This is a genomic window from Corynebacterium sp. CMW7794, from assembly GCF_001563605.1.
Lineage (GTDB): Bacteria > Actinomycetota > Actinomycetes > Mycobacteriales > Mycobacteriaceae > Corynebacterium > Corynebacterium phoceense.
The window spans coordinates 71,990-95,552 of record NZ_KQ961781.1 but is presented as its reverse complement, the minus strand read 5'-3'; the positions used below and the strand labels follow the sequence as shown (position 1 = coordinate 95,552).

At 64.7% G+C, this 23,563-nt stretch carries 20 protein-coding genes; 12 read left to right on the top strand and 8 right to left on the bottom strand.

What is annotated here, in order from left to right; translation table 11 throughout:
• Window positions 1-13: 13 nt before the first annotated feature.
• The 6 genes from HMPREF3227_RS12370 to HMPREF3227_RS12345 all read right to left on the bottom strand — a co-directional run bounded on the left by HMPREF3227_RS12370 (window position 14) and on the right by HMPREF3227_RS12345 (window position 7,035).
• On the bottom strand, window positions 14-1,423 hold the full coding sequence (locus tag HMPREF3227_RS12370) for an L-serine ammonia-lyase (RefSeq protein WP_066493081.1): 1,410 nt from the start codon (window positions 1,421-1,423) through the stop codon (window positions 14-16).
• A 187-nt stretch (window positions 1,424-1,610) separates the two neighbouring features.
• Window positions 1,611-2,282 (bottom strand): FMN reductase, encoded by a 672-nt coding sequence (locus HMPREF3227_RS12365; protein ID WP_066513401.1) that lies wholly within the window; start codon window positions 2,280-2,282, stop codon window positions 1,611-1,613.
• Window positions 2,275-3,396 carry an LLM class flavin-dependent oxidoreductase gene (locus HMPREF3227_RS12360; RefSeq protein WP_066513400.1) on the bottom strand — a complete coding sequence of 374 codons (1,122 nt, stop codon included), beginning with the start codon at window positions 3,394-3,396 and terminating at the stop codon, window positions 2,275-2,277. Before HMPREF3227_RS12360 ends, HMPREF3227_RS12365 begins: the two co-directional genes overlap by 8 nt.
• A 91-nt stretch (window positions 3,397-3,487) precedes the next feature.
• The gene (locus HMPREF3227_RS12355; protein ID WP_066513397.1) at window positions 3,488-4,207 is read right to left on the bottom strand and encodes a CBS domain-containing protein; all 720 of its coding nucleotides are present in this window, start codon (window positions 4,205-4,207) and stop codon (window positions 3,488-3,490) included.
• A gap of 103 nt (window positions 4,208-4,310) precedes the next feature.
• Window positions 4,311-5,930, bottom strand: a complete 1,620-nt coding sequence (locus HMPREF3227_RS12350) for an inorganic phosphate transporter (RefSeq protein ID WP_231732361.1) — start codon at window positions 5,928-5,930, stop codon at window positions 4,311-4,313.
• Window positions 5,931-6,117: 187 nt separating this feature from the next.
• Window positions 6,118-7,035, bottom strand: a complete 918-nt coding sequence (locus tag HMPREF3227_RS12345) for a KPN_02809 family neutral zinc metallopeptidase (protein WP_066513395.1) — start codon at window positions 7,033-7,035, stop codon at window positions 6,118-6,120.
• A gap of 330 nt (window positions 7,036-7,365) precedes the next feature.
• Between HMPREF3227_RS12345 and aspS the strand changes: the two genes are divergently transcribed.
• The 6 genes from aspS (at window position 7,366) to mltG (ending at window position 16,581) form a co-directional block, all read left to right on the top strand.
• Window positions 7,366-9,168, top strand: a complete 1,803-nt coding sequence (gene aspS / locus HMPREF3227_RS12340; RefSeq protein ID WP_066513394.1) for an aspartate--tRNA ligase — start codon at window positions 7,366-7,368, stop codon at window positions 9,166-9,168.
• A gap of 171 nt (window positions 9,169-9,339) precedes the next feature.
• Complete coding sequence (locus HMPREF3227_RS12335; RefSeq protein ID WP_230384125.1) at window positions 9,340-10,611, top strand: phosphotransferase family protein; 1,272 nt, start codon at window positions 9,340-9,342, stop codon at window positions 10,609-10,611.
• Window position 10,612: 1 nt separating this feature from the next.
• Window positions 10,613-11,974, top strand: a complete 1,362-nt coding sequence (locus tag HMPREF3227_RS12330; RefSeq protein WP_066513391.1) for a replication-associated recombination protein A — start codon at window positions 10,613-10,615, stop codon at window positions 11,972-11,974.
• Between the two features lie 117 nt (window positions 11,975-12,091).
• Complete coding sequence (gene alaS, locus HMPREF3227_RS12325) at window positions 12,092-14,776, top strand: alanine--tRNA ligase (protein WP_066493100.1); 2,685 nt, start codon at window positions 12,092-12,094, stop codon at window positions 14,774-14,776.
• Window positions 14,777-14,780: 4 nt separating this feature from the next.
• Window positions 14,781-15,296: a Holliday junction resolvase RuvX gene (gene ruvX / locus HMPREF3227_RS12320; protein WP_066513389.1), complete on the top strand. Its 516-nt coding sequence runs from the start codon at window positions 14,781-14,783 to the stop codon at window positions 15,294-15,296.
• 100 nt (window positions 15,297-15,396) lie between these two features.
• On the top strand, window positions 15,397-16,581 hold the full coding sequence (mltG, locus tag HMPREF3227_RS12315; protein WP_066513473.1) for an endolytic transglycosylase MltG: 1,185 nt from the start codon (window positions 15,397-15,399) through the stop codon (window positions 16,579-16,581).
• Between the two features lie 51 nt (window positions 16,582-16,632).
• Here the strand turns inward: mltG and HMPREF3227_RS12310 are convergent, their stop codons facing one another.
• Complete coding sequence (locus HMPREF3227_RS12310) at window positions 16,633-17,637, bottom strand: HNH endonuclease signature motif containing protein (protein WP_066513386.1); 1,005 nt, start codon at window positions 17,635-17,637, stop codon at window positions 16,633-16,635.
• 184 nt (window positions 17,638-17,821) lie between these two features.
• Between HMPREF3227_RS12310 and HMPREF3227_RS12305 the strand changes: the two genes are divergently transcribed.
• Window positions 17,822-18,646, top strand: coding sequence for a shikimate dehydrogenase (locus tag HMPREF3227_RS12305; protein WP_066513385.1), 825 nt, complete (start codon window positions 17,822-17,824; stop codon window positions 18,644-18,646).
• Here the strand turns inward: HMPREF3227_RS12305 and arsB are convergent.
• Window positions 18,643-19,701, bottom strand: coding sequence for an ACR3 family arsenite efflux transporter (gene arsB / locus HMPREF3227_RS12300; RefSeq protein WP_066513381.1), 1,059 nt, complete (start codon window positions 19,699-19,701; stop codon window positions 18,643-18,645). The genes HMPREF3227_RS12305 and arsB overlap by 4 nt on opposite strands.
• An 83-nt stretch (window positions 19,702-19,784) precedes the next feature.
• Between arsB and HMPREF3227_RS12295 the strand changes: the two genes are divergently transcribed.
• The 5 genes from HMPREF3227_RS12295 (at window position 19,785) to aroB (ending at window position 23,557) form a co-directional block, all read left to right on the top strand.
• Window positions 19,785-20,135 (top strand): ArsR/SmtB family transcription factor, encoded by a 351-nt coding sequence (locus HMPREF3227_RS12295; protein ID WP_066513380.1) that lies wholly within the window; start codon window positions 19,785-19,787, stop codon window positions 20,133-20,135.
• Between the two features lie 39 nt (window positions 20,136-20,174).
• Window positions 20,175-20,600, top strand: coding sequence for a prepilin peptidase (locus HMPREF3227_RS12290; RefSeq protein ID WP_066493112.1), 426 nt, complete (start codon window positions 20,175-20,177; stop codon window positions 20,598-20,600).
• Window positions 20,601-20,662: 62 nt separating this feature from the next.
• The gene (gene aroC, locus HMPREF3227_RS12285) at window positions 20,663-21,874 is read left to right on the top strand and encodes a chorismate synthase (protein WP_066513377.1); all 1,212 of its coding nucleotides are present in this window, start codon (window positions 20,663-20,665) and stop codon (window positions 21,872-21,874) included.
• Entirely contained in the window at window positions 21,875-22,471 is a 597-nt protein-coding gene (locus tag HMPREF3227_RS12280) for a shikimate kinase (protein ID WP_082723333.1), read from the top strand.
• Between the two features lie 9 nt (window positions 22,472-22,480).
• The gene (aroB, locus tag HMPREF3227_RS12275; RefSeq protein ID WP_066513376.1) at window positions 22,481-23,557 is read left to right on the top strand and encodes a 3-dehydroquinate synthase; all 1,077 of its coding nucleotides are present in this window, start codon (window positions 22,481-22,483) and stop codon (window positions 23,555-23,557) included.
• The last annotated feature ends 6 nt before the right edge of the window (window positions 23,558-23,563 follow it).

The following is a 23,563-nucleotide window of genomic DNA, read 5'->3' as shown; positions in this document are numbered from 1 at the left end:
AGAACGGGACTGCTTAGCACTCGACCTGAGAGACGGCGAAGCCGAGCGTTTTCGCCAGGCCGCCGATGGAGGTCTCCTTGTACTTGTCCATCATGTCGCGGCCCGTCTCCGCCATCGTCTCCACGACGTCATCGAGGGAGACGCGGTGTTCGCCGTCGCTCATCTTCGCCAGGCGCGCGGCATTGATGGCCTTGACAGCACCGATGGCGTTACGCTCGATGCACGGAATCTGCACGAGGCCGCCCACCGGGTCGCACGTGAGCCCCAGGTTATGCTCGAGGGCGATCTCGGCGGCGTTTTCGACCTGGCGCGGCGTGCAGCCGAGGAGCTCGGCCATGCCGGCTGCGGCCATCGAGGAGGCCGAGCCGACCTCGCCCTGACAGCCGACCTCAGCGCCGGAAATCGACGCGTTCTGCTTGATGATCATGCCCACGGCACCCGCGGTGAGCAGGTAGCGGCGAGCAGACTCGCGCGTGAAGCCTGCCTGGAAATCGCGCGCGTAGTGGAGGACGGCCGGGATAATGCCGCACGCGCCGTTCGTGGGCGCCGTGACGACGCGGCCCCCCGCGGCATTTTGCTCGTTGACGGCGAGTGCGTAGAGGTTGACCCATTCCATGGCGGAGAAGCCGCAGGATTCGTCATCCTGGCGGTTGAGGAGCTGTGTGTAGAGCTTCGGCGCGCGGCGCGTGACGTCGAGGCCGCCGGGCAAGATGCCCTTCGTCGCGATGCCCTGGGTGACGCATTCGCGCATGGTATCCCACACGAGGTCGAGATGGTCGAGTACGGCTTGGGCGCCACCCTCGTCGGCATGGAGCTTTTCCTCGTTAGCGAGGACGACCTTCCACACCGGCAAGCCGGTGCGCTCGCAGTGGGCGAGGAGCTCGGCACCGGTGGTAAACGGATAAGGCACCACGTCATCGACGGAGGCGGCGGCCATGCCCGCGGGGACCTCGTCCGAGGCGCGCAGCTGGGCGTCGAGCTCGGCGCGCGAGAGGATAAAACCACCGCCCACCGAGAAGTACTCGGAGTTCGACGCTACGAGGTTGCCGTCCGCGTCCCAGGCACTGAAGATGAGGCAGTTGGGGTGTTCTGGCACCGGCGTCGGGTCGAAGCCGATAGAGAAGTCGAGCGAGCCCAGCGGGCCCTTGACGCGGCCGGCGGAGGGGATAATCGAGCCGGGTGCGGGCTTGGCGTCGAGCGGCACGGTAAGCGGCTCCCAGCCGGCAAGTCCCAGGATGACCGCGCGGTCGGTCGCGTGGCCCTTACCCGTGGCGGCGAGCGAGCCACGCAGCTGTGTGTGGACCTTCGCCGGGAACTCGGGCAGAGACTCCACGAAAACCTTGGCCGCGCGCATGGGACCGACGGTGTGCGAGGAGGAGGGGCCGATGCCGATCGAAAAGATATCGGTGACGCTAATAGTCATGGAAAGATGAGTCCTTCGGAAAATTCGGGGTTGCCAAAGGGATGACGACCCATCCTAACGCGTGGCCGCGATCGCGCCGCGCTGGCCCACGAGAGTGGGGTTAAATGGGGGTATTCGCAAGGTTCGCCCAGCTCATGCATAGTTTACGGCCGCCTGCAATAATGCAGAAGGCCGCGGCGGCGACGGACTAGTCGCCGGTATGACCGCCCAAGAGCTGTTCGAAGGGCACGAAGTCTTCCTCGAGGTCGAGGCCGGTCTTCCGGCGCGGGGAGGAGTCATCATTGCTGCCGATGCCGCTGAGTCCCCCGACGCGGTCCGAGGGCCCCACCATGAGGTCGGCCAGCTGGGCCGCGGCGCGTTCGATGCGGCGTGCAGTCTGAGCGCCTTCCTCGGAGCCGAAGGGGTCCGTGGACTGGTAGATGCCCGTGGGGACGACGACGGCGTGGAGGTAGTTAAACAGCGGTCGCATGGCGTAGTCGAGCATGAGCGCATGCCGCGTCGAGCCGCCCGTGGCGCCAATGAGCGTGGGCAATCCGTCGAGCGCGTGCGTGTCGAGCGTATCGAAGAACATCTTGAATAGTCCCGAGAAGCTGCCCTGGAACGCCGGGGTCACGGCGATGAGCCCGTCCGCTGTGGAGATCGCGCGCTTGGCTTCGTCGAGGTGCGGGGTCACCGCGCCCCAGTTCGTCATGGCCTCGGCGAGCTCACCGGCGAGCTCGCGCAGCTCGAAGACGGTGGTCTTAACGCCCTCGCCGCGGGCGCCGATTGTGGACTCGGTGGCTGCGGAGAGGGCATCGGCAAGCTTGCGGGTGGAGGAGGGGGTAGACAGGCCGGCGGTGATGACGACGAGGTTACGCATGGTTTTCCTCCTTGGCGGGTGCGACCTGGAAGTGCGGGGCGTCGCGGTGGTCCTGGAGCCAGCCGTGGGTGGGCGGATCGGACGGGACGTGGTCCGGGCGGCGGGCCTCCATGCGGCGGCGCAGCTCGGGCACGACCTCAGTGCCGAGGATTTCCACTTGCTTGAGCGCGAGCTCCTGAGGGAGCCCTGCGTGGTCGACAAGGAAGAGCTGACGCTGGTAGTCGCCCACCCAGTCCGCGAACTGCATGGTGCGATCGATAACCTGCTCCACGGTGCCGACGGTCAGTGGCGTCTGTGCGGTGTAGTCCTCGAGCGAGGGACCGTGGCCGTAGACCGGCGCGTTGTCGAAGTAAGGACGGAAGGTGTCCTTGGCTTCCTGCTCCGTGTCTGCGATGAAGACCTGGCCTCCCAGGCCGACGATGGCCTGATCTGCGCGGCCGTGGCCGTACTTCTCGTAGCGGCGGCGGTACATCGCGACCATCTTCGCGGTGTGTTCCTTGTTCCAGAAGATGTTGTTGTGGAAGAAACCGTCGCCGTAATACGCGGCCTGCTCTGCAATCTGTGGGGAGCGGATGGACCCATGCCAGACAAACGGCGGCACGCCGTCGAGCGGGGCCGGGGTGGAGACGTACGACTGCAGCGGCGTGCGGAACTTGCCCTGCCAGTTGACGACGGGTTCGCGCCACAGGCGACGAAGGAGGTGATAATTCTCAACGGCGAGCGGGATGCCCTGGCGGATATCTTTGCCGAACCACGGGTAGACCGGGCCGGTATTGCCCCGGCCCATCATGAGATCCACGCGGCCGCCAGCGAGGTGCTGAAGGAAGACGTAATCCTCGGCGATCTTCACGGGATCGTTGGTCGTAATCAGCGTCGTAGACGTCGAGAGCTGAATATTCTTCGTCTGCGCCGCGATGAAAGCTAGGTGCGTCGTGGGGGAGGATGGCACGAATGGCGGGTTGTGGTGCTCGCCGGTAGCGAAGACGTCAAGTCCGACTTCCTCGGCCTTGAGCGCGAGCTCCGTCATGTTCTTAATGCGCTGCGCCTCGGTGGGTGAGGTGCCGTTGGTGGGGTCTTTCGTGACGTCACCGATGGTGAAAATACCAAACTGCATGGCCGTGGCCTTTCCCTATAATTAATTCATTCGCTATTTACGTTTAATCCTTGAATAATTCTATATGACGTAACAACAACCGGAAATTCATCTATTCCCACTCGACGGCGTCGATGAGTTCAGACAGGTCAGAGGGGGTGATGATGCGAATGGGGCTTTGGTTCTTCTTACCGTGCTCCGTCATGACGGCTGCACATGCGTGCGTGCCGTCCTTCGCGGGATCCGTCAATGCGTCTATGGCCTCCTGCGCGGTGGCCTGGCGGTCAAGGAACACGGCGCGGTCTGCAGGCTCGCCGAAAGCGAGGACTTCTCGCACGGTCACGGCGTCGAGCTGGCTATTATCCTCAAGGTCCGCGGCGACCCACCGCGTGATGACGTTGGTGGTGAGCAGCTGGAGGAACGAACCATTCTCATAGATGGGGATTTGCGAAAAGTCGTGTTGGGCGATGAGGCTTAGCGCCTGTGAGATGGATGCATTGGGTTCCAGCACGACAACGTCCTGTCCCCCCAGGATTCTCAAGGCCGTGGGCGGATTAGTAAGCAGGTCGCGCAATCCTTCGATGCTTTCGACGACGCGCGGGTGCGGCTCTGCGATGGGGTCGCCGTCGTAGTAGCGGCCATGCGCGATAGCGTTGCGCAGGTTGGAATAATCCTTGAGCGTTTCCGCCTGCTTGCCTGAGAGGATGTGCCGCTCTACGGCGCGGTCCGCCATCCACCAGAAGGAGTCTGAATTCTTGGCGTTGAGCCGGGAGCGCAGATGTTGTTCGATGTCGTTGAATGCGGCGAAGAAGGCTGCGGAGGTGTGCGTCATGGTGCCCGAGTCTACCTGCGTGACCACACGCTGACAGCGCGCGAAAACGACGGAACCGCCAGCCCGGGTGACCGGGCGGCGGCTTAGGCGACTGAGGTGATTATTAGAAGACGACGCGAAGGATGGACACCGTCACAGCGGCGATACCTGCGGCGGCCGGTAGCGTGATGACCCATGCCAAGGCGATGGGCTTCATCAGGTTCCAGTTGGCTGCCTTGTTGACGATACCGATACCGAGGACGGCGCCGATGAGGATATGGGTCGAGGAGACCGGCAGGCCCAACAGGGACGCGGCCATGACGACTGCAGCGGCGGAAAGCTCAGCGGCGAAGCCGGAGGAAGGGTGCATTTGGGTCAAGCCGGAACCCACGGTCTGGATAACGAAGCGACCGATAAACCACAGTCCGGCGATCAACGCAATGCCCATCGCGATCATCACGGCCGGAGGGACGGCTGCCTCATCCGAGATCTGGCCGGTCTTGAGCACGTCGATGACGGCGACGAAGGGGCCAATCGCGTTGGCGATGTCGTTGGAGCCGTGAGAGAAGGCGAAGGCGGAAGCGGTAAAGACCTGCATCCAGCTAAAGAGCAGGAAAGTCGAGCGCTGCAGCGAGTGGCGCTTGAGGGTGCGCGCGAAGATGGCCACGGCCATCCACACCACGGCGCCCACCATGCCCATGATGAGGAAGTTTTGGAGCGAGGATAGGTCAAGGCCCACATGCTTGAGGCCCTTGAAGAGCATCATCGCGGAAATGATGACAGCGCCCGCGGCGGCGAGAATGGGCACCCAGTTTTCCAAGGCGCGGTGCGCGTTGACGCTCGACTGCTCCATGTTGATGGCGTAGAGCTCACGGTAGTAATCAGACTCGAGCTGGTCAGCGTCGAAGTTCTCTTCAGCCACGAGGGCGGCGTCGCGGGCCATGGCGTTGGTGTAGGAAATCTTCTGCAGCTCGTCCATGCGGTCGAAGCTGGACTTGTGCTTTTCGCGCATTTCATAACGGCGGGTCTTAATTTCCCGCAGCTTTGCGTCAGCTTCGTCGTTGTAGTAGAGGATGGAGCGTTTAATCCAGCCAAAAAGCAGCCAGGCCGCCACACCGCCGAGTACGGGGGAGAGGACCCAGGAGATAGCAATGGTGCCGATGCCGCCCCACTGGACCATCTCCCAGCCGCCCTTGTGGGTGGTGAAGCCGACGGTGAGAGCCGCGCCGACGATGCCGCCGATGATCGAGTGTGTCGTCGAAACCGGCCAGCCCATGCGCGTGGCGACTAAGAGCCAGGCTGCTGCGCCGAGGAGTGCGGCCATCATAATGTAGACAAACTCCATGGGATCGAGACCATTGATGGCGTCGAGGTCCACGATGCCGGAACGCACCGTGTCTGTAACTTCGCCGCCTGCCAGGATGGCGCCCGAGACCTCAAAGATGGCGGCGACGCCGAGCGCCTGCTTCATAGTCAGCGTGCCAGCACCCACGGAGGTGCCGAAGGAGTTAGCGACATCGTTACCGCCGATGTTAAACGCCATGAACATCGCGAAGATGACGGCGGTGATAAAGACGAGCTTGTTGGAGCCTTCGGCCACGTAACCGTTCGTCCACAGCAGAAACCAGACGAGCGTGACGGCCGTGAGCAAGCCGAACGAGAGATGCCATATCCAGTCATTGGATTTTGTGCTGCCCGGCGCACTGTTGGGTGCGGGGGCGGCAGCGTGTATCGCTTGGGACAACGGCTTTCCTTTCCTTCTAAGTCGAGAGCCCGCGAACGGGACCCGTCAAACCTAAAAGATCAAGGTTGCCAGGAGGTTAACGGACAGTGGCGTGGAGTTGGCTACTGTATACATAACGGCCCGTGACCACGTGAGACTACCCACTGTTGTCGCGGGCCTATGATGCGTGACTCTCACAGTGTGACGTTTAAGAGTTGTAGGCGCCGCGCTCCAAGTAGTCGCATGCGGACATCGTGCCCTCACGGTAACCCGTGAGGAAAGCGTTGCCACGCTGTTCCGAAGAACCGTGCGTCCACTGGTCGGGGCGGACCTGGCCACCGGAGCGACGCTGAATATTGTCGTCGCCCACGGCGCGGGCGGTATCGATGGCGGACTGCGCCTGCTCGTCCGTGATTTTTTCGATGTACGGCTCCTCGCCGTTGGCGCCTGGCTCAGAGGCATGGTGCGCCCAGATGCCGGCGTAGCAGTCGGCCTGCAGCTCGATCTTCACCGCGTTGGAGTCTTCGCCCGGCTGGTTGTAGTTCGACAGGCCGAGCGTGCCTTCAATCTGCTGGATGTGGTGACCGAACTCGTGCGCGACGATGTACTCCTGCGCAAGCGGAGCGTTCTCGGCGCCGAATTGGGTGAGCTGGTCAAAGAAGGACGTGTCGAAGTACGCCGACTGATCGCCCGGGCAGTAGAAGGGGCCGGTCTGTGCGCTGGCATAGCCGCAGCCGGAATTGGTGGCGTCTTGGAAGATGACAAGTCCCGGCTCCGTGTAGTCGAGCCCCGCTTGCTCCGGCAGGATGGCCGTCCACACTTGGTCGACGGAACGAGCCGTCGCCTCGACGCGGCAGTCGTCGTACGTGTTGGCAGCTTCTGCAGAGTCGCAGTGCGCGAGCGGATCGGTTCCGTCTGTGGATTCGCTGGACTCGATCTGGCCCTGAGAATCGTTCGCGCCCAGCATCCCGCCTAGATCACCGGGGTTGCCGCCCATGAGCAGGAACAGGCCGATGAGGAGCAGGGTGCCAATGCCGCCGCCGGCCGCAATGGTTCCGCCGCGGCGACCGCCTGAACCCGATCGTGCGCGCCTGCCTTCGTAATTTGCTCCTGAGCGAAATGTCATAAAATCAATCCAACCACAGTTTCGGACTGCGCGTCCCGCAGGTTGGGGTAAAAGATAAGTGACGAGTGTGTATCCGGCGTCTGCAGGCCACTCACCCGGACGGGTGGGGGTGACCTCATCACTGCCCGGTGGGGCGAGGGCGGGTAAACTTGAGGGCCGCCCTTTATGACACAGTGCGCCGCGCCGCGGAGCACGCCGCCAGGCGGGGTGCCGCCCCGGGGCCAACGAGGACCCATTCGGCGGGAACACGACTTGTGGGTCATACTGCGCGCGCCGTTTACGCGTGGCGGATGGCCCCGAGAAATAAAAATCTGAAAGGAATGAGCACTAGTGCTGCGTACCCATTTGGCAGGCGAGCTTCGCAAGGAGCTGGCCGGTGAGACCGTGACGCTGACGGGCTGGGTTTCCCGCCGTCGCGACCACGGCGGAGTGATCTTTATCGATCTGCGCGACCGCTCCGGTATTGCCCAGGTCGTCTTCCGCGAGTCCGAGGTTGCTGAGCGCGCCCACGATCTGCGATCCGAGTACTGCGTCAAGGTCACCGGCGTCGTCGAGCCGCGCCCGGAGGGCTCGGCCAACCCGAACCTCGCCTCGGGCGAGATCGAGGTCAACGTGTCTGACCTCGAGGTCCTCAACAAGTCTGCTGCGCTGCCGTTCCAGATCGATGACCCCTCCACCTCCGGTGAGGTGGGCGAGGAAGCCCGCCTGCGCTACCGCTACCTCGACCTGCGCCGCAAGTCCCAAGGTAATGCCCTGCGACTGCGCTCTGCCGCCAACCGTGCTGCGCGCAAGGTCCTCGACTCCCACGACTTCACGGAAATCGAGACTCCGACGCTCACCCGTTCCACGCCGGAAGGCGCCCGCGACTTCCTCGTGCCGGCTCGCCTGAAGCCGGGTTCTTGGTACGCCCTGCCGCAGTCCCCGCAGCTGTTCAAGCAGCTGCTCATGGTCGCTGGCATGGAGCGCTATTACCAGATCGCCCGCTGCTACCGTGATGAGGACTTCCGCGCTGACCGCCAGCCGGAGTTTACCCAGCTCGACGTTGAGATGTCCTTCGTCGACCAGGACGACATCATCGCGCTGGCCGAGGAAATCCTCGTCGAGCTATGGAAGCTCATCGGCTACGAGATCACCACGCCGATCCCGCGCATGACCTACGACCACGCCATGAAGTACTACGGCTCCGATAAGCCGGATCTGCGTTTCGACATCAAGATCGTCGAGTGCACGGACTTCTTCAAGGACACCACCTTCCGCGTGTTCCAGAACGAGTACGTCGGCGCCGTCGTCATGGAAGGCGGTGCCTCGCAGCCGCGCCGTCAGTTCGACGCGTGGCAGGAGTGGGCGAAGCAGCGCGGCGCTAAGGGCCTGGCCTACATCACGGTGGGCGAGGACGGCACGCTGGGCGGCCCGGTCGCTAAGAACATCACCGACGCTGAGCGCGAGGGCATCGCTGCCCATGTCGGCGCGAAGCCGGGCGACGCGATCTTCTTCGCTGCCGGTGACACCAAGTCTTCCCGCGCGCTGCTCGGCGCCGCGCGTGGCGAGATCGCCAAGAAGCTCGACCTCATCAAGGACGGCGACTGGGCCTTTACCTGGGTCGTCGACGCCCCGATGTTCGAGCCGTCCGCAGACGCCACCGCCTCCGGCGACGTCGCGCTCGGCCACTCCAAGTGGACTGCTGTGCACCACGCGTTCACCTCGCCGAAGCCGGAGTTCCTCGACTCCTTCGACAAGGACCCGGGCTCCGCGCTGGCTTACGCCTACGATATTGTCTGCAACGGCAACGAGATTGGCGGCGGCTCCATCCGTATCCACCAGGATGATGTCCAGAAGCGCGTCTTCGACGTCATGGGCATTGGCGCAGAGGAAGCCCAGGAGAAGTTCGGCTTCCTGCTCGACGCCTTCCAGTACGGCGCTCCGCCGCACGGCGGCATCGCCTTCGGCTGGGACCGTATCGTCTCCCTGCTCGGTGGCTTTGAGTCCATTCGCGACGTCATTGCCTTCCCGAAGTCCGGCGGCGGCGTCGACCCGCTTACCGATGCCCCGGCCCCGATTCCGGCCGCGCAGCGCAAGGAGACCGGCGTGGACTTCAAGCCGGAGAAGGCGAAGAAGGACGCCGCCCAGGCTTAAGGCGAGCCTGTCGAGGCTTCGGCTGCCGCGGACCGGCGTGCTTCACGCGAACCGGTCGCAGGTAGCCTGAGCCCACGCCCATGGCGCGGCCTACGCAGCCGCGCCGCCAAGACTTTCTATTTCGCGTGCGCATCCACGCCGCACGCACTCGTGCAGGAGGCTGTAGAGATCATGGACGCAGCGACGGGTAGTCCCGCGCCAGACGGCGCGTTAGGCGCACCGCACGCTCCCCAAGAAGACCTCGACGTCGATCGCGTCGTCGCCATCGCCCGCGACCTCTTGGCGCGGCGCTTTGGTGGCACGCCGGACCTTGGCGACGTCGAGCTGTTGGGTGGCTCGGGCAACGCCACGGTCGTCCGCGCGCGGCTGTCCTCGTCGGCGTTCCTTCCGCATCGCTCCGTCGTGGTCAAGCACATGCCCGTCACAGGCCACGCCATCGACGACTCGGCGTTCATGAGTGAGGTCGTTGCGTACCAGTTCACGACCTCGCTTCCCGAGGAGGTGCGCCCTGGTCCGGTGCTGCTGGCCTATGACATGGACCAGCGCATCGTCGTGCTCACCGACATCGGCGATGCCGACACCCTCGTCGATCGCCTGCGCGCCGCCGATGACGCGGAGCGCATCAAAATCGTGCGCCTGCTCGGCGAGCAGCTCGGCCTCATGCATGCGGGCACTGCGGGCCGCGAACAGGACTATGAGGCGCTGCTCGCGCGGATGCTGCACAAGCACCCCGATTACCGCGCGAACCAGGCTAAGCGCGACGATGCACTGCAGCGCTCTATTCTCATGGGCCTTGACCTCTTGCGCGACGCGGGTCTCGAGCCGCCCGCTGAATTCACGGAGCTGGCCACGCACGCCACCGAAATCCAGCAGTCCGGCCGCTCCCGCGCGTTTACGCCCTTTGATCTCTCGCCGGACAATATCGTGGTCGGCGACAAGATCTACTTCCTCGACTACGAGTGGGCCGGTTTCCGCAACGTCGGATTCGACGTCGCGTGTGTCATCGCCGGATTCCCGCAGTTCCTCTTCTCGCGCCCCATCTCCAACGAAGAGGCCGACGTCTTCGTCGGCGCGTGGGCCCGCGAAATCGCGGAGACCTGGCCACGCTACGCGGACGAGCATAAGCTCCACCGCCTGCTTGTTTCCTCGCTCATCGGCTGGGCATTGTCTTCGGTGACGATGCTCTACGCCGATAGCTTGGAGGGCATCCTCGCGCTCGCGCGCGGCGAGGACATCCTCGCCACGGAAAACCGTGAGTCCATCCTCCGCAGCCCGGATGAGGGCCACTTCAGCGAGGACGAACTGCTCGTGCGCCAGGACCTCTTCGAGACCTTCGAGGCGCTCGGCCGTTTCGCTGCACAATGTGAGACTGACGAATGCCTGCCCGTCTCCGTCTTCGCGCAGAACGTCGCCGCACGCCTTCTCCCGCCATCCACGTACTGATATGGCACAGGAATCCCTCTTCGGTGCGCCTGCCGATGCCCCCTCCGGCGCAGCGCCCCGCCCCGGCCGCGATCTCTTCGCTACGCATGCCGGCAGCCCGCTCGCCGCGCGCATGCGCCCGCGCACGCTCGACGAGGTACTCGGCCAGGACCATCTGCTCGGCGAGGGTAAGCCGCTGCGTCGCCTCGTTGAGGGCTCCGGCGAGGCCTCCGTCATCCTCTACGGCCCGCCTGGTACGGGGAAGACGACCATCGCCTCGCTCATCGCGTCGGCGATGGGCCAGAACTTCGTGGGGCTGTCCGCGCTCGACTCGGGCGTAAAACAAGTCCGTGAGGTCATTACGCACGCGCGCCAAGAGCTCATCCAAGGCCGACGCACCGTGCTCTTTATCGACGAGGTCCACCGTTTCTCCAAGACGCAGCAAGATGCTCTGCTTGCCGCCGTGGAGAACCGCACCGTGCTGCTCGTCGCCGCGACGACGGAGAACCCGTCGTTCTCGGTCGTGGCGCCGTTGCTCTCGCGCTCGCTGCTGCTCCAGCTCAACTCGTTGGAGCCGGAGGATCTGAAAACCTTGGCGCGGCGGGCCTTGGAGGACGAACGGGGCATCGGCAAGCGCGTGGGAGCCACGGAAGAGGCGCTGGACCAGCTGGTCCTGCTCGCGGGCGGCGACGCCCGGCGCACGCTGACCTACCTGGAGGCCGCGGCGGAGGCTGTGCCGGACGGCGGGGAGATCACCCCGCAGGCGATTAAGGACAACGTCAATCGCGCCGTCGTTCGCTATGACCGCGACGGTGACCAGCACTACGACGTCGTGAGCGCGTTTATTAAGTCCATCCGTGGCTCGGATGTTGACGCGGCGCTGCATTACCTCGCGCGCATGATTGAGGCGGGGGAGGACCCGCGATTTATTGCGCGGCGGCTCATGGTGCATGCGTCTGAGGACATCGGCATGGCGGATCCCACGGCGCTGCACACGGCCGTTGCGGCCGCGCAGGCGGCGCAGCTTATCGGTCTGCCCGAGGCGCGCATTCCGCTCGCGCAGGCGACCATTCATCTCGCGACGGCGCCGAAGTCGAACGCGGTTATCGCGGCGATTTCTGCGGCGCAGGCGGACGTCGCCGCGGGCAAGATTGGCCACGTCCCGCCCCACCTGCGCGACGGCCACTACGAAGGCGCGAAAAAGCTCGGCCACGCGGTGGGCTACAAATACCCGCACGATGACCCGCGCGGCGTCGTCGCGCAGCAGTATCTGCCGGACGAGCTGGCGGGTGCGGTCTACTACGAGCCCACTAATCACGGCGCCGAGTCGCGCATCCGCGATTACCTGGGGCGGCTGCGCAACCTCATTCGCGGGAAAAAATAGCGGCGCGTATGCGCCCCGGTTCCGCCCGATGTGCGGGGAGCGGGTAAAGTTGTGCGAGTTAAACCCAGGGGCGCGCTGCGCCCCGCTGACGCTACCGCACATAAGGATGTTTGCGACGTGAAAACCCATGAGATTCGGGAACGCTTTACCCAGCACTTCGTCAAAGCCGGCCACCAGGCCGTGCCCAGCGCCTCGCTGATCCTCGACGACCCGAACCTGCTGTTCGTCAACGCCGGCATGGTGCCGTTTAAGCCCTACTTCCTGGGGCAGCAGAACCCGCCGTTCCCCAACGGCACGGCGACGTCCATCCAGAAATGCGTGCGCACCCTCGACATCGAGGAAGTCGGTATTACGACGCGCCACAACACGTTCTTCCAGATGGCCGGCAACTTCTCGTTCGGCCAGTACTTCAAGGAAGGCGCCATCACGCACGCCTGGGCGCTGCTCACCGGCTCGCTCGAGGACGGCGGCTTCGGCCTCGACCCGGAGCGGCTGTGGGTGACGGTGTACCTCGACGACGACGAGGCGCGCGACATCTGGCGCGACAAGATTGGCGTGCCCGAAGACCGCATCCAGCGTTTAGGCATGGAAGACAACTACTGGTCCATGGGTATTCCCGGCCCGTGCGGCCCGTGCTCGGAAATCTACTACGACCGTGGCCCGGAGTACGGTGCTGAGGGCGGCCCCATTGCTGACGATAACCGTTACATGGAGATCTGGAACCTGGTCTTCATGCAGAATGAGCGCGGCGAGGGCATCGGCAAGGGCAACTTCGAGATCGTGGGCCCGCTGCCGAAGAAAAACATCGATACCGGCTTAGGCATCGAGCGCGTGGCCTGCATCCTCCAAGACGTGGACAACGTCTACGAGACGGACCTCCTGCGCCCCGTCATTGACGAGGCGGAGAAACTTACCGGCTCCACGTACGGCGACGGCGCGCCGAAGGAAGACAATATCCGTTTCCGCGTCATCGCTGACCACTCCCGTACCGGCATGATGCTCATCCTCGACGGCGTCACCCCGTCCAACGAGGGCCGCGGCTACATCTTGCGCCGCCTGCTGCGCCGCATCGTGCGTTCCGCTCGCCTGCTGGGTGCCAAGGGCGCCACGCTGGAGCAGTTCATGAACACCATCATGGACACCATGACGCCGTCCTACCCGGAAATTGCAGACAACCGCGAGCGCATCCTGCGCGTCGCCCTCACCGAGGAGAAGGCCTTCCTCAAGACCCTCGAGTCCGGCACGAAGCTCTTCGACGAGGCCGTCGAGGAGCTCAAGAACACCTCACGCGCCAAGACGCCGAAGGTCCTTTCTGGCGACAAGGCCTTCGAGCTGCACGACACCTACGGCTTCCCGATCGACCTCACGCTTGAGATGGCTAACGAGGCCGGCCTCGAGGTCGACATGGACGGCTTCAACGAGGCAATGGGCGAGCAGCGTCGCCGCGCTAAGGCCGATAATCAGGCCAAGAAGCACGGCCATGCGGACCTGTCCATCTACCGCGAGTGGGTCGATAATAACCCGACCGTATTCACCGGTTACGAGGAGCTCACCTCCGACGCAAAGGTCATCGGCCTGCTGCGCGGCGGCGAAAAGGTCACCGAGGTCTCCGAGGGCGACGAGGTCGAGGTCATCCTCGACCAGACGCCGCTCTACGCCGAGGCCGGCGGCCAGATGGCTGACCGTGGTCGCCTCTTTGCGGGCGAGACCCTGCTTGAGGTCGGCGACGTTCAGAAAATCGGCAAGAAGCTGTGGGTCCACAAGGCGACCGTCACGGCTGGCGGCCTGGACCTCGGCCAGTCCGTCACGGCGGAGGTCAACGAAGAGTGGCGCCATGGCGCCGTCCAGGCGCACTCCGCCACGCACCTCATCCACGCCGCCCTGCGCCAGGTGCTCGGCCCCACGGCCGTCCAGGCCGGTTCTATGAACCGCCCGGGCTACCTGCGCTTTGACTTCAACTACACCGAGCAGCTCACTCCGGAGCAGCTGCAGGAAATCGCGACGATTACCAACCAGGCTGTCGACGCGAACTTCCAGGTCAACACCATCAAGACCTCGCTCGAGGAAGCCAAGGCCATGGGCGCCATGGCGCTCTTCGGCGAAAACTACGGCTCGAAGGTCCGCGTCGTTGAGATGGGCGGCCCGTTCTCCCTCGAGCTCTGCGGCGGTACGCACGTCGGCGCCACGGCTCAGATCGGCCCGGTCTCCGTGCTCGGCGAGTCCTCCGTGGGCTCCGGCGCACGCCGTATCGAGGCCTACTCGGGTCTCGACGCCTTCCGTTACTACTCTAAGGAGACCGCGCTTATCGAGGGCGTCTCCCGCGAGCTCAAGGTCCAGACCGAGGACCTGCCGGAGCGCGTCGCCCAGCTGGCAGAGAAGCTTAAGGCCGCGGAGAAGGAAATCGAGCATCTGCGTTCCGCCCAGCTCGCAGCGAAGGCTTCGGAGTTCCTCGCCGGTGCCGGTGACATCAACGGCTTCCGCGTGCTCACCACGCGCCTGCCCAAGGGCACGTCCGGCAAGGACCTGCGCACCGTCGCGACGGAGATTCGCAACCGCGTCCGCGACGAGGCTGCCATCATCTTCCTCGCTGCCGAGGACGGCCCCAAGGTGCCGTTCATCGCCGCTGCTTCCGATGCCGCCATCGCCCGCGGCGTCAAGTCCGGCGACCTCGTCAAGCGCTTTGGCGAGTTCGTCGGCGGCAAGGGCGGCGGCAAGCCGGACATGGCGCAGGGCTCCGGCTCCAACGCCGCCGGCATCGAAGAGGGCTTCGCCGCCCTCAAGAGCTACGTCGAGTCGCTCTAAGCCAATGGCGAAAGTCGAACCCGATAAGCCCGGCGTCGACGACCCGGGCCTGGGCCGCCGCCTTGCGCTCGACGTGGGCACGGTGCGCATTGGTGTCGCCGTGTCCGACCGTGACGCGAAGCTCGCCACGCCCGTGGAGACCGTGCCGCGCGAGACGGGGTTCAAGGACCGCGACAAAGGCGACATCGACCGCATCCTCGAACTCATCGAGGACTACGATGTCGTGGAAGTCGTGGTCGGTTTGCCCCGTGATTTGCACGCCAATGGGTCAAAAAGTGTGAAACATGCTAAAGAAATCGCGTTTCGCATCCGCCGTAGGCTGGCCGCAGGTGCCACTATGGATAAAGTTCTACCTCCCGTACGCATGGCGGACGAGCGTCTCACCACAGTCGCTGCGACTCATGCACTGCGTGCGTCTGGCGTGAGCGAGCGCAAGGGCCGCGCGGTCATCGACCAAGCGGCGGCGGTAGAGATTTTGCAGTCGTGGCTAGACGGCCGCGTTAACGCCTTGGCGGACTAAGTCCCCGCCCGCGGCTCGGCGCGACGCCTGGCCGCGGCACCCCGGAAACGAGGAGATTGAAGCTTCAGTGAGCCGCAACGAACAGCGCATCGGCAAGCGCATGGAACCGAAGTACGTCAAGCGACGCCAAAACGGCTTGGCCGTGCTCGTCGCGTCCATCGTGCTGATCGTCGGAACGATCGGCTATGTCGCGTGGCATAACCTGCGCGATCTCGGCGTGCCTAAGGACTACGAAGGTGAGGGCAACGGCGTGACGCAGCTCGTACAAGTCGAAGAGGGCAGCTCTATGTCGCAGCTGGGACCCCAGCTCGTGGAGAAGAATGTCGTCGCCTCGGAGGAGTCCTTCCAGACCGCCGTCGCCAACAACCCGATGGCCTCGCAGATTCAGCCCGGCTTCTTCCGCCTGCAGGAGGAGATGAGCGCGAAGTCCGCCGTATCCGCGTTGCTCAACGACGAGAATAAGGTGGACATGCTCGACGTGCCCGGCGGCCTCACGCTCAGCGACGTGGTCGTCGTCGGCGGCGATATCCGCTACGGCATTTACTCGAAGATCTCCAAGGTCTCCTGCTCTGACGGTTCCTGCGTGGACAAGGCAGAGCTGGAGCGCGTCGCGGCCAACGTCGACCCGGTCGAGCTTGGTGCCCCGGAATGGGCACTCGACGCTATCCGTGCGCGCGGCAACGACCCGAAGCGCCTTGAGGGCCTCATCGCCCCTGGCCAGTACGTGCTGGACCCGAATATGTCGGCCCAGGAGATCCTCACCGACCTCATCACGCGTTCGACGAAGCAGTACAACGAGACCAATATCGTGGAGCGCGCGCAGGCGATGAACCTGAGCCCCTACGAGTTGCTCACCGCAGCCTCCCTCGTCGAGCGCGAGGCGCCAGCCGGCGAGTTCGACAAGGTCGCCCGCGTCATCCTCAACCGTCTCGCCGAGCCTATGCGCCTCGAGTTCGACTCCACGGTTAACTATGACCTCGCGGACGTCGAACTCGCCACGACGGACGAGGCCCGCGCCCGCGAGACCCCGTGGAACACCTACGCCAAGGACGGTCTGCCGGATACTCCGATCGCGTCGCCATCCGAAGACGCCATCCAGGCCATGGAGAACCCGGCTGAGGGCGACTGGACGTTCTTCGTCACCGTCGACGAGCAGGGCACCACGGTGTTCAGCAACAACTACGATGAGCACCTGGCCAACGTCGACCGCGCCATCAACTCCGGCATTCTCGACTCGCAGCGCGAGGGCGAAGGCGCCGGCGCGTCAGGCAACGCCGAGCAGTAACGCCGCCGCATGCCGCCCCGTCCGCACTCCGCGGGCGGGGCGCTTGCCGTGTTAGTCCACCGTGCACTCGATGCGCTTGCCGTACGGTGTGACGAACCACAGCACGCCATCTTCGTCTCGAAAATAGGAATTCCCATCTGCTTTCTTGCCGTTATGGTGGGCGCACAGCGGCACGAGATTCGACGCGTTCGTCATCCCGCCTTTCGCCCAGGCGATGAGATGGTCGCGCTGGCACTTCATGGCAGGCGCCTTGCAACCCGGGTGGATGCACTGCGGCCATAGCGCCCACGCCATGGCGGTCTGCTTCCGATTGAACAGCGGCGTGACCCGGTAGCAATCCACCGGCTCGTTCCACCGCGTGGCCAGCGTGACAAGCCCCGCGCCGAGCAGCTTCTCCTCGACGAGCTGTTTGCCCGTGCGCACCGTCCCGTCCGTGGCGCGAAACTTCTTCTCGCCCGCGGTTCCATCGAGGATCTCTTCAACATCATCGAGAGTGATGACGATATGCGCCGCGCGCCCGGGCACGGTGTCTTTGGCTTTGCCCTCGGTGAGCGCCTTGAATCCTTCTAATAGGTTGTCGAAATTCTGCGGCCCGGATTCGTTGACTCCGGGTAGAAGATTGAACAAGTCGATGAGCCACGGCTCGTTCGTGTCGAGGACGAGCTTGTGCCAGCCGTCCTTGCGGTACGTGTGGCGCGCCGTTGGCTTCTTCTCCGGCGCGGGCAGCCATTTCGCGGCCACCTCGTCGATTTTCTCGGCGGGCGTATCGCAAAGTTTCACGCGCAGCCGGTCGGGAGTTTTCTTTTCCTTTTTGACGTGGTTTTCGATCTTCTTCAACGTTTTCACGGTATGCCTGCGGGTGCGCGCAGCATCGCGAGCCTTGCGCTGTAAGCGCGTCGCGTGCGTCGGGCCCCAGTAGATGTGGGCGAGCTTCACGCCGTCGAAGGCATCGGTCTTCGGCACGCCCCGGGCGCGGAGGTCTTTGGATTCGAGACCGACGAGGTCGCGGAGAGAGTCGACGCCAATGGTGGTCGCTTCAACATAGGAGATAGTCATGCCTGCGACGCTATGGCCAGCGTCACTACCGCGGCAATGGTCCGTGCGTGCGCCTGTGGATAACCCCGATTTTCTTGCCCAATATAATGGGCAAAGATCCAGACTGTGGATACGGAACCGTAGGTTCTCGCCGGGACCCTCCGCCGTCTGCCGCTCACGTTCGTCCTAGTGAAAGGCCCTTTCCATGCCCCGCGCCGCCGTTCTTGGTTCACCCATCGCGCACTCGCTCTCGCCCGTCCTGCACAATGCGGGTTACGCGGCCTTGGGGCTCGACGACTGGAGCTACGAGCGCTTCGAGACCACCGCCGAGGAGCTGCCGGAGCGCGTGGGGGAGTCCGAGTCTGACTTCCGTGGGTTCTCGGTGACGATGCCCGGTAAGTTCGCCGCCCTCAACTTCGCGACGGAGGTCACCGACCGCGCGCGGCTTATGGGCTCGGCGAATACGCTCGTGCGCCTCGAGGGCGGCGGCTGGCGCGCGGACAACACAGACACCGAGGGCATCGCCGGCGCCTTGGCTGAGCTCATGGGGGCCACGCCTGGCACGGGCCGCAGGGCACTGGTCATTGGGGCCGGTGGCACGGCCCGCCCGGCACTGTGGGGCTTGGCGCAACGCGGCTACCGCGACATCGATGTGCTCAACCGCCGGGACCGCACGGCAGAGTTTGCCAAGCTTGCCGATGCCCTCGAGCTCAACCTCACCCCGGTGAGCTACGCCGACAATCTGCGGGCGCGCGTCAAGCAGGCTGACGTCATCGTCTCGACAGTGCCGTCCGCTGCACTCACGGACCACCTCGAGGCGCTCAGCCATGCGCCGGTGCTCGACGTCATTTACGACACGCTACCCACACCGCTCATGGCATACACTGCGGCGGACGGTTATCCCACCGTGGGTGGGCACATCATGCTGGCGCACCAGTCTTTCAGCCAATTCGAGCAGTTCACCGGGCTCTCGGCGCCGCGCGCAGCGATGGTGGACGCGCTCCTCGAAGCGCTGAAGAAGCGCGACTAAACGCGCGCCGGTGGCAACGTCGCGTCAGCGGGGAAGAGCGTGGGCCCTGCCCAACGCATGAAGTAGACGAGCGCGACGAGCACGGGAACCTCGACAAGTGGGCCCACCGTACCGGCGAGCGCTTGGCCGGACTCGGCGCCGAAGGTACCGATGGCCACGGCGATAGCAAGCTCAAAATTATTGCCCGCCGCCGTAAACGCGACGGACGCGGAGCGATCGTAGGGCATGCCCGCGGCCCGGGCCGCGACGAGTGCGACGCCGAACATCACCACGAAGTAGCACAGCAGCGGCAGCGCGACGCGCGCGACGGCCCAGGGCTGCGCCATGACGTACTCGCCCTGGAGACAGAAGAGCACGACGATGGTGTAGAGCAGCCCGAGCAGCGCAAGAGGAGAGACGACGGGCAGAAAGCGCTTTTCGTACCACTCGCGGCCAGCGGTGTGCTCGGCGATGAGCCGCGAGGCGATGCCAGCGAGCAGCGGGATGCCCAGGAAGACGAGCACGGAGACCACAATGGCCCAGAAGGAGAAATCCGCGGACGTGGTAGATAATCCCAGCCAGCTCGGCAGAATCTGGAGGTAAAACCAGCCGAGGACGCCGAACAAGAGGACCTGGAAGAGGGAGTTCATGGCGACGAGGACGGCGGTAGCCTCGCGGTCAGCGCAGGAGAGGTCGGACCACACGAGCACCATCGCGATGCAGCGCGCGAGACCGACGATGATAAGCCCCGTGCGCAGCTCTGGCTGGTCCGGAAGGAAGATCCAACCCAACGCGAACATGAAGGTCGGGCCAGCCACCCAGTTGAGGACGATGGTGAGCGTCATGAGCTTCTTATCGGCGACGAGGCCGCCCGCCTTGTCGTAGCGCACTTTCGCCAGCGGCGGATACATCATGACGAGCAAGCCGAGCGCGATGGGCAGCGAAATCGTGCCTATCTTGGCGCCGTCGAGCCACGCGGCGAGGCCGGGTGCGACGCGACTGAGCACCAGCCCGAGACCCATGGCGAGAAGGATCCACAGGGGAAGGAAGCGGTCAAGGAATGAGAGCCGTGGCATGAATCTCCAAATTTATTAGTATAGATGTAAGTAAATATTAATTTTAATTTTCATAGTTTATGGCGTCAATATAAAATGGGAATATGAATTCGTCCCCGGAGATTCCTCTTCGCGATTACTCTGAACCGTGCTGCAGCCTGGGTGAGGGGCTCCTCGAGGAGTCCGACGCCGCGCGCTTTGCCGCTCTCTTCGGTCTACTCGCTGACCCCACGCGCTTGCGCCTGTTGTCACAAATCGCGGACGCGGGTTGTGCGCCCATGAGCGTCGGCGACCTCGTTGCTCTCACCGGATTGACGCAGCCCACGGTGTCCCACCACCTCAAACGTCTCACGGAGGCTGGCCTGCTCACGCGCACCAAGGAAGGCCGCACCGTGACGCACGCGGTCGTGCCTGAGGCGTTCGCCGAGCTGCGCAGCGTGCTGCAGATCGGCTAAGCCTGCGCGTCACGCTCGGGACCGCTAGTATCGGGCGGCATGTGGGGTGGACTCGTGGGGATACTCGTCGTAGCCTGGGCGGCTGCGTTGTGGCGCTTCGACGTGCGCGAGCGCCGGCTGCCCGCGTGGCTCACGCTGCCCGCCGCGGCTGGCGCGCTGCCCTGGATAAGCCTCGCCGGCTGCGCGTGGGCGGGACTGTATTTGGCGCTGGGGGTGGCCCGGGGCGGCATCGGCGGCGGGGATATCAAGCTTGCGCTATCGCTGGGCATCGCCGTGGCACACGTAACGGGGTGGCCGGGCGTGCTTGCGGCGGTCTTCCTCGCGAACGTTGCGACGCTCGTCGCGCAGGCAGCGCGGTGGCACTGGGCTGGCGCAGGTGATCCCGCTCCCGCGCATGGCCCTGGCATGCTTGCTGCGGCGGGCAGCGTCCTCGCGTGGGGTATGTGGGGGCCGCACGGCATATGAATTTAAAAGCACTGGCGACCTAGTGCCAGCATGGGCCCGCGCGGCGTGCGATAATAATCCGCATGCTTCGTTGGACTACTGCCGGAGAATCCCACGGCCAGGCGCTCATCGCGATGATTGAGCACATGCCCGCTGGCGTTCCCATCACAGAAGAAGAGATTGCCTTGCAACTGTCCCGCCGTCGTCTGGGTTATGGCCGCGGCGCGCGCATGAAGTTTGAACAGGATGAGCTCACGCTGCTCGCCGGCATCCTCCACGGAAAGACGATTGGCAGCCCCATCGCCATCCAGATCGGCAACACCGAGTGGCCCAAGTGGACCACGATTATGTCCCCGGCACCGCTGGACATGGACGATCCGGAGGTCGCCAAGGGCATGGAGTCGGGCCGCGGCGCCAAGCTCACCCGCCCGCGCCCAGGCCACGCCGATTTCGCCGGCATGGTGAAGTATGACCACGATGGCGCGCGCCCCATCCTCGAGCGTTCCTCTGCACGCGAGACCGCCGCCCGCGTTGCGGCCGCTACCGTCGCGCGCAATTTCCTGCGCGAGACCCTCGGCGTCGAGGTATTTTCCCACGTCATCTCCATCGGGGCGTCTGAGCCTTCCGATGCCACCCCTACCTTCGCTGACCTGGAGGGTATCGACGCTTCGCCGGTGCGGGCGGCATCGGCAAGCGCGGAGGCGTCCATGGTCGCCGAGATTGAGGCGGCGAAGAAGCAGGGAGACACGCTAGGCGGCATCGTGGAGGTCATCGTGGACGGCCTGCCCATCGGGCTGGGCTCGCACATCTCGGGCGAGGATCGCCTGGATGCCCAGCTGGCGGCCGCGCTCATGGGCATCCAGTCAGTCAAGGGCGTAGAGATTGGCGACGGCTTTGAGGAAGCTCGCCGCCGTGGCTCCGAGGCGCACGACGAGATGGTGCGCGCGGAGGGCGGCGTCACGCGGCTCACGAACCGCGCGGGCGGCCTGGAAGGTGGCATGACCAATGGCCAGACGCTGCGCGTGCGCGCGGGGCTCAAGCCGATTTCGACGGTGCCGCGCGCGCTGAAGACCGTGGATATGGCCACGGGCAAGGCAGCGAGCGGTATTCACCAACGCTCCGACGTGTGTGCGGTGCCTGCCGGCGGCGTGGTCGCCGAGGCCATGGTGGCGCTCGTGCTCGCGCGTGCGGTCCTGGAGAAGTTCGGTGGGGATTCGCTCGCCGAGACGAAGCGCAATATCGCGGCGTACCAGGAGTATGTCGCTAAACGCCTGAGCTTTCCGGAGGGGGAGTAGATGACCGACCGACTCAATAGCCCGCAGCCTGTCGCGGACGAGGTCACGGCCGCGGGGCCGGAGACCGTCGAGAAGGCCATCCACTTCGGTCACCGTCCGCGCGTCGTGCTTGTGGGCCCGCCGGGGGCGGGAAAGTCGACCATCGGCCGCCGCCTGTCTCGTGCGCTCAACTGTGAGTTCGTGGATTCGGACGCGCTCATCGAGGCCGCCGAGGGCCGCTCCTGTGGCGAGGTCTTCGCAGCTCTCGGCGAGCCGGCCTTCCGTGAGCTGGAAGAAAAGCACGTGGCCAACGCGCTGCTGTCGGATGGCGTGGTTTCGCTGGGCGGTGGCGCCGTGATCTCGCAGGCCAACCGCGATCTGCTCGAGGCGATGACCGTCGTACTCATCGACGTGAGCGCGGAGGAAGGCGTGCGCCGCACGGCCAACGAGAACACCCGGCCGGTGCTCGCCGCTGCAGATCCCGTCGCGCATTACCGCCAGCTGCTCGAGGACCGCGCCGCGTACTACCGCGAGGTCGCGGACTTCCGCGCGCGTACCGACGGCCGCTCGCCGCAGCAAGTGGTGGGCGATATTTTGAGCTTCCTCGAAAGCCTCTAAGGAGAAGACATGATCCAGGACACCGTTGCCGTCAACGGCCCGTGCCCCTATGTGGTGAGCATTGGCCACGATTTGTCTGACGATATCGTCGCGCGGGTGCGCACCATCGGTGCGCGTAACGTGGGCATCGTCCACCAGCCGGCGCTTGCGGCGGCGGCGCGCCAGATCGCTTCGGCGTTGGAATCGCTCAATGTGACGCCGGTGCTCCTGCCCATCCCGGACGCGGAGGCGGGTAAGACGCTCGCCGTGTGCGGCGAGCTGTGGGACCAGCTGGGCGAGGCGAATTTTTCGCGCGCCGACGCGCTCATCGGCCTGGGCGGCGGCGCGGCGACGGACCTCGCCGGCTTCGTGGCCTCTGGCTGGATGCGCGGCATCAAGGTCATTCAAGCTCCCACGACGCTGCTGGCCATGGTCGACGCCGCCGTAGGCGGCAAGACCGGCATCAACACCGCAGCAGGCAAGAACCTCGTGGGCGCGTTCCATGAGCCGGACTCCGTTTTCGTGGATCTCAACCTCCTGCGCACGCTGCCGGAAGACGAGCTGCGCGCCGGCTCAGCGGAAATCATTAAGACCGGTTTCATCCACGATCCCGTCATCATCGAGCGTTATCTCGTAGATCCGGCTGCGTGCCTCGACGTGGACGGTTTCCTGCCCGAGCTGGTCACGCGCTCGATTACGGTTAAGGCCCACGTCGTGGGCCAGGACCTCAAAGAGTCGGGCCTGCGCGAAACCCTCAACTACGGCCACACCTTCGGCCACGCGGTCGAGCTGCGCGAGCACTACACCTGGCGCCACGGCAACGCCGTCGCGGTGGGCATGATGTTTATCGCGAATCTCTCGGCGGCGCGCGGGCTTATTACGCCTGAGCTGCTCTCAACGCACCGCGCTATTTTGACCGCGATAGGCTTGCCCACGACGTATGAGGGCGGCCACTTCGAGGAGCTTTACGCCGGCATGACGCACGATAAGAAGAACCGCGGCGGCCATATCCGCTTCGTCGCGCTCACGGATATCGGCGCGACGACGCGCATTGAAGACGCCACCGAGGATGAGATGCGTGCGGCGTACGAGGCCATTTCGGAGTAAAGGAGA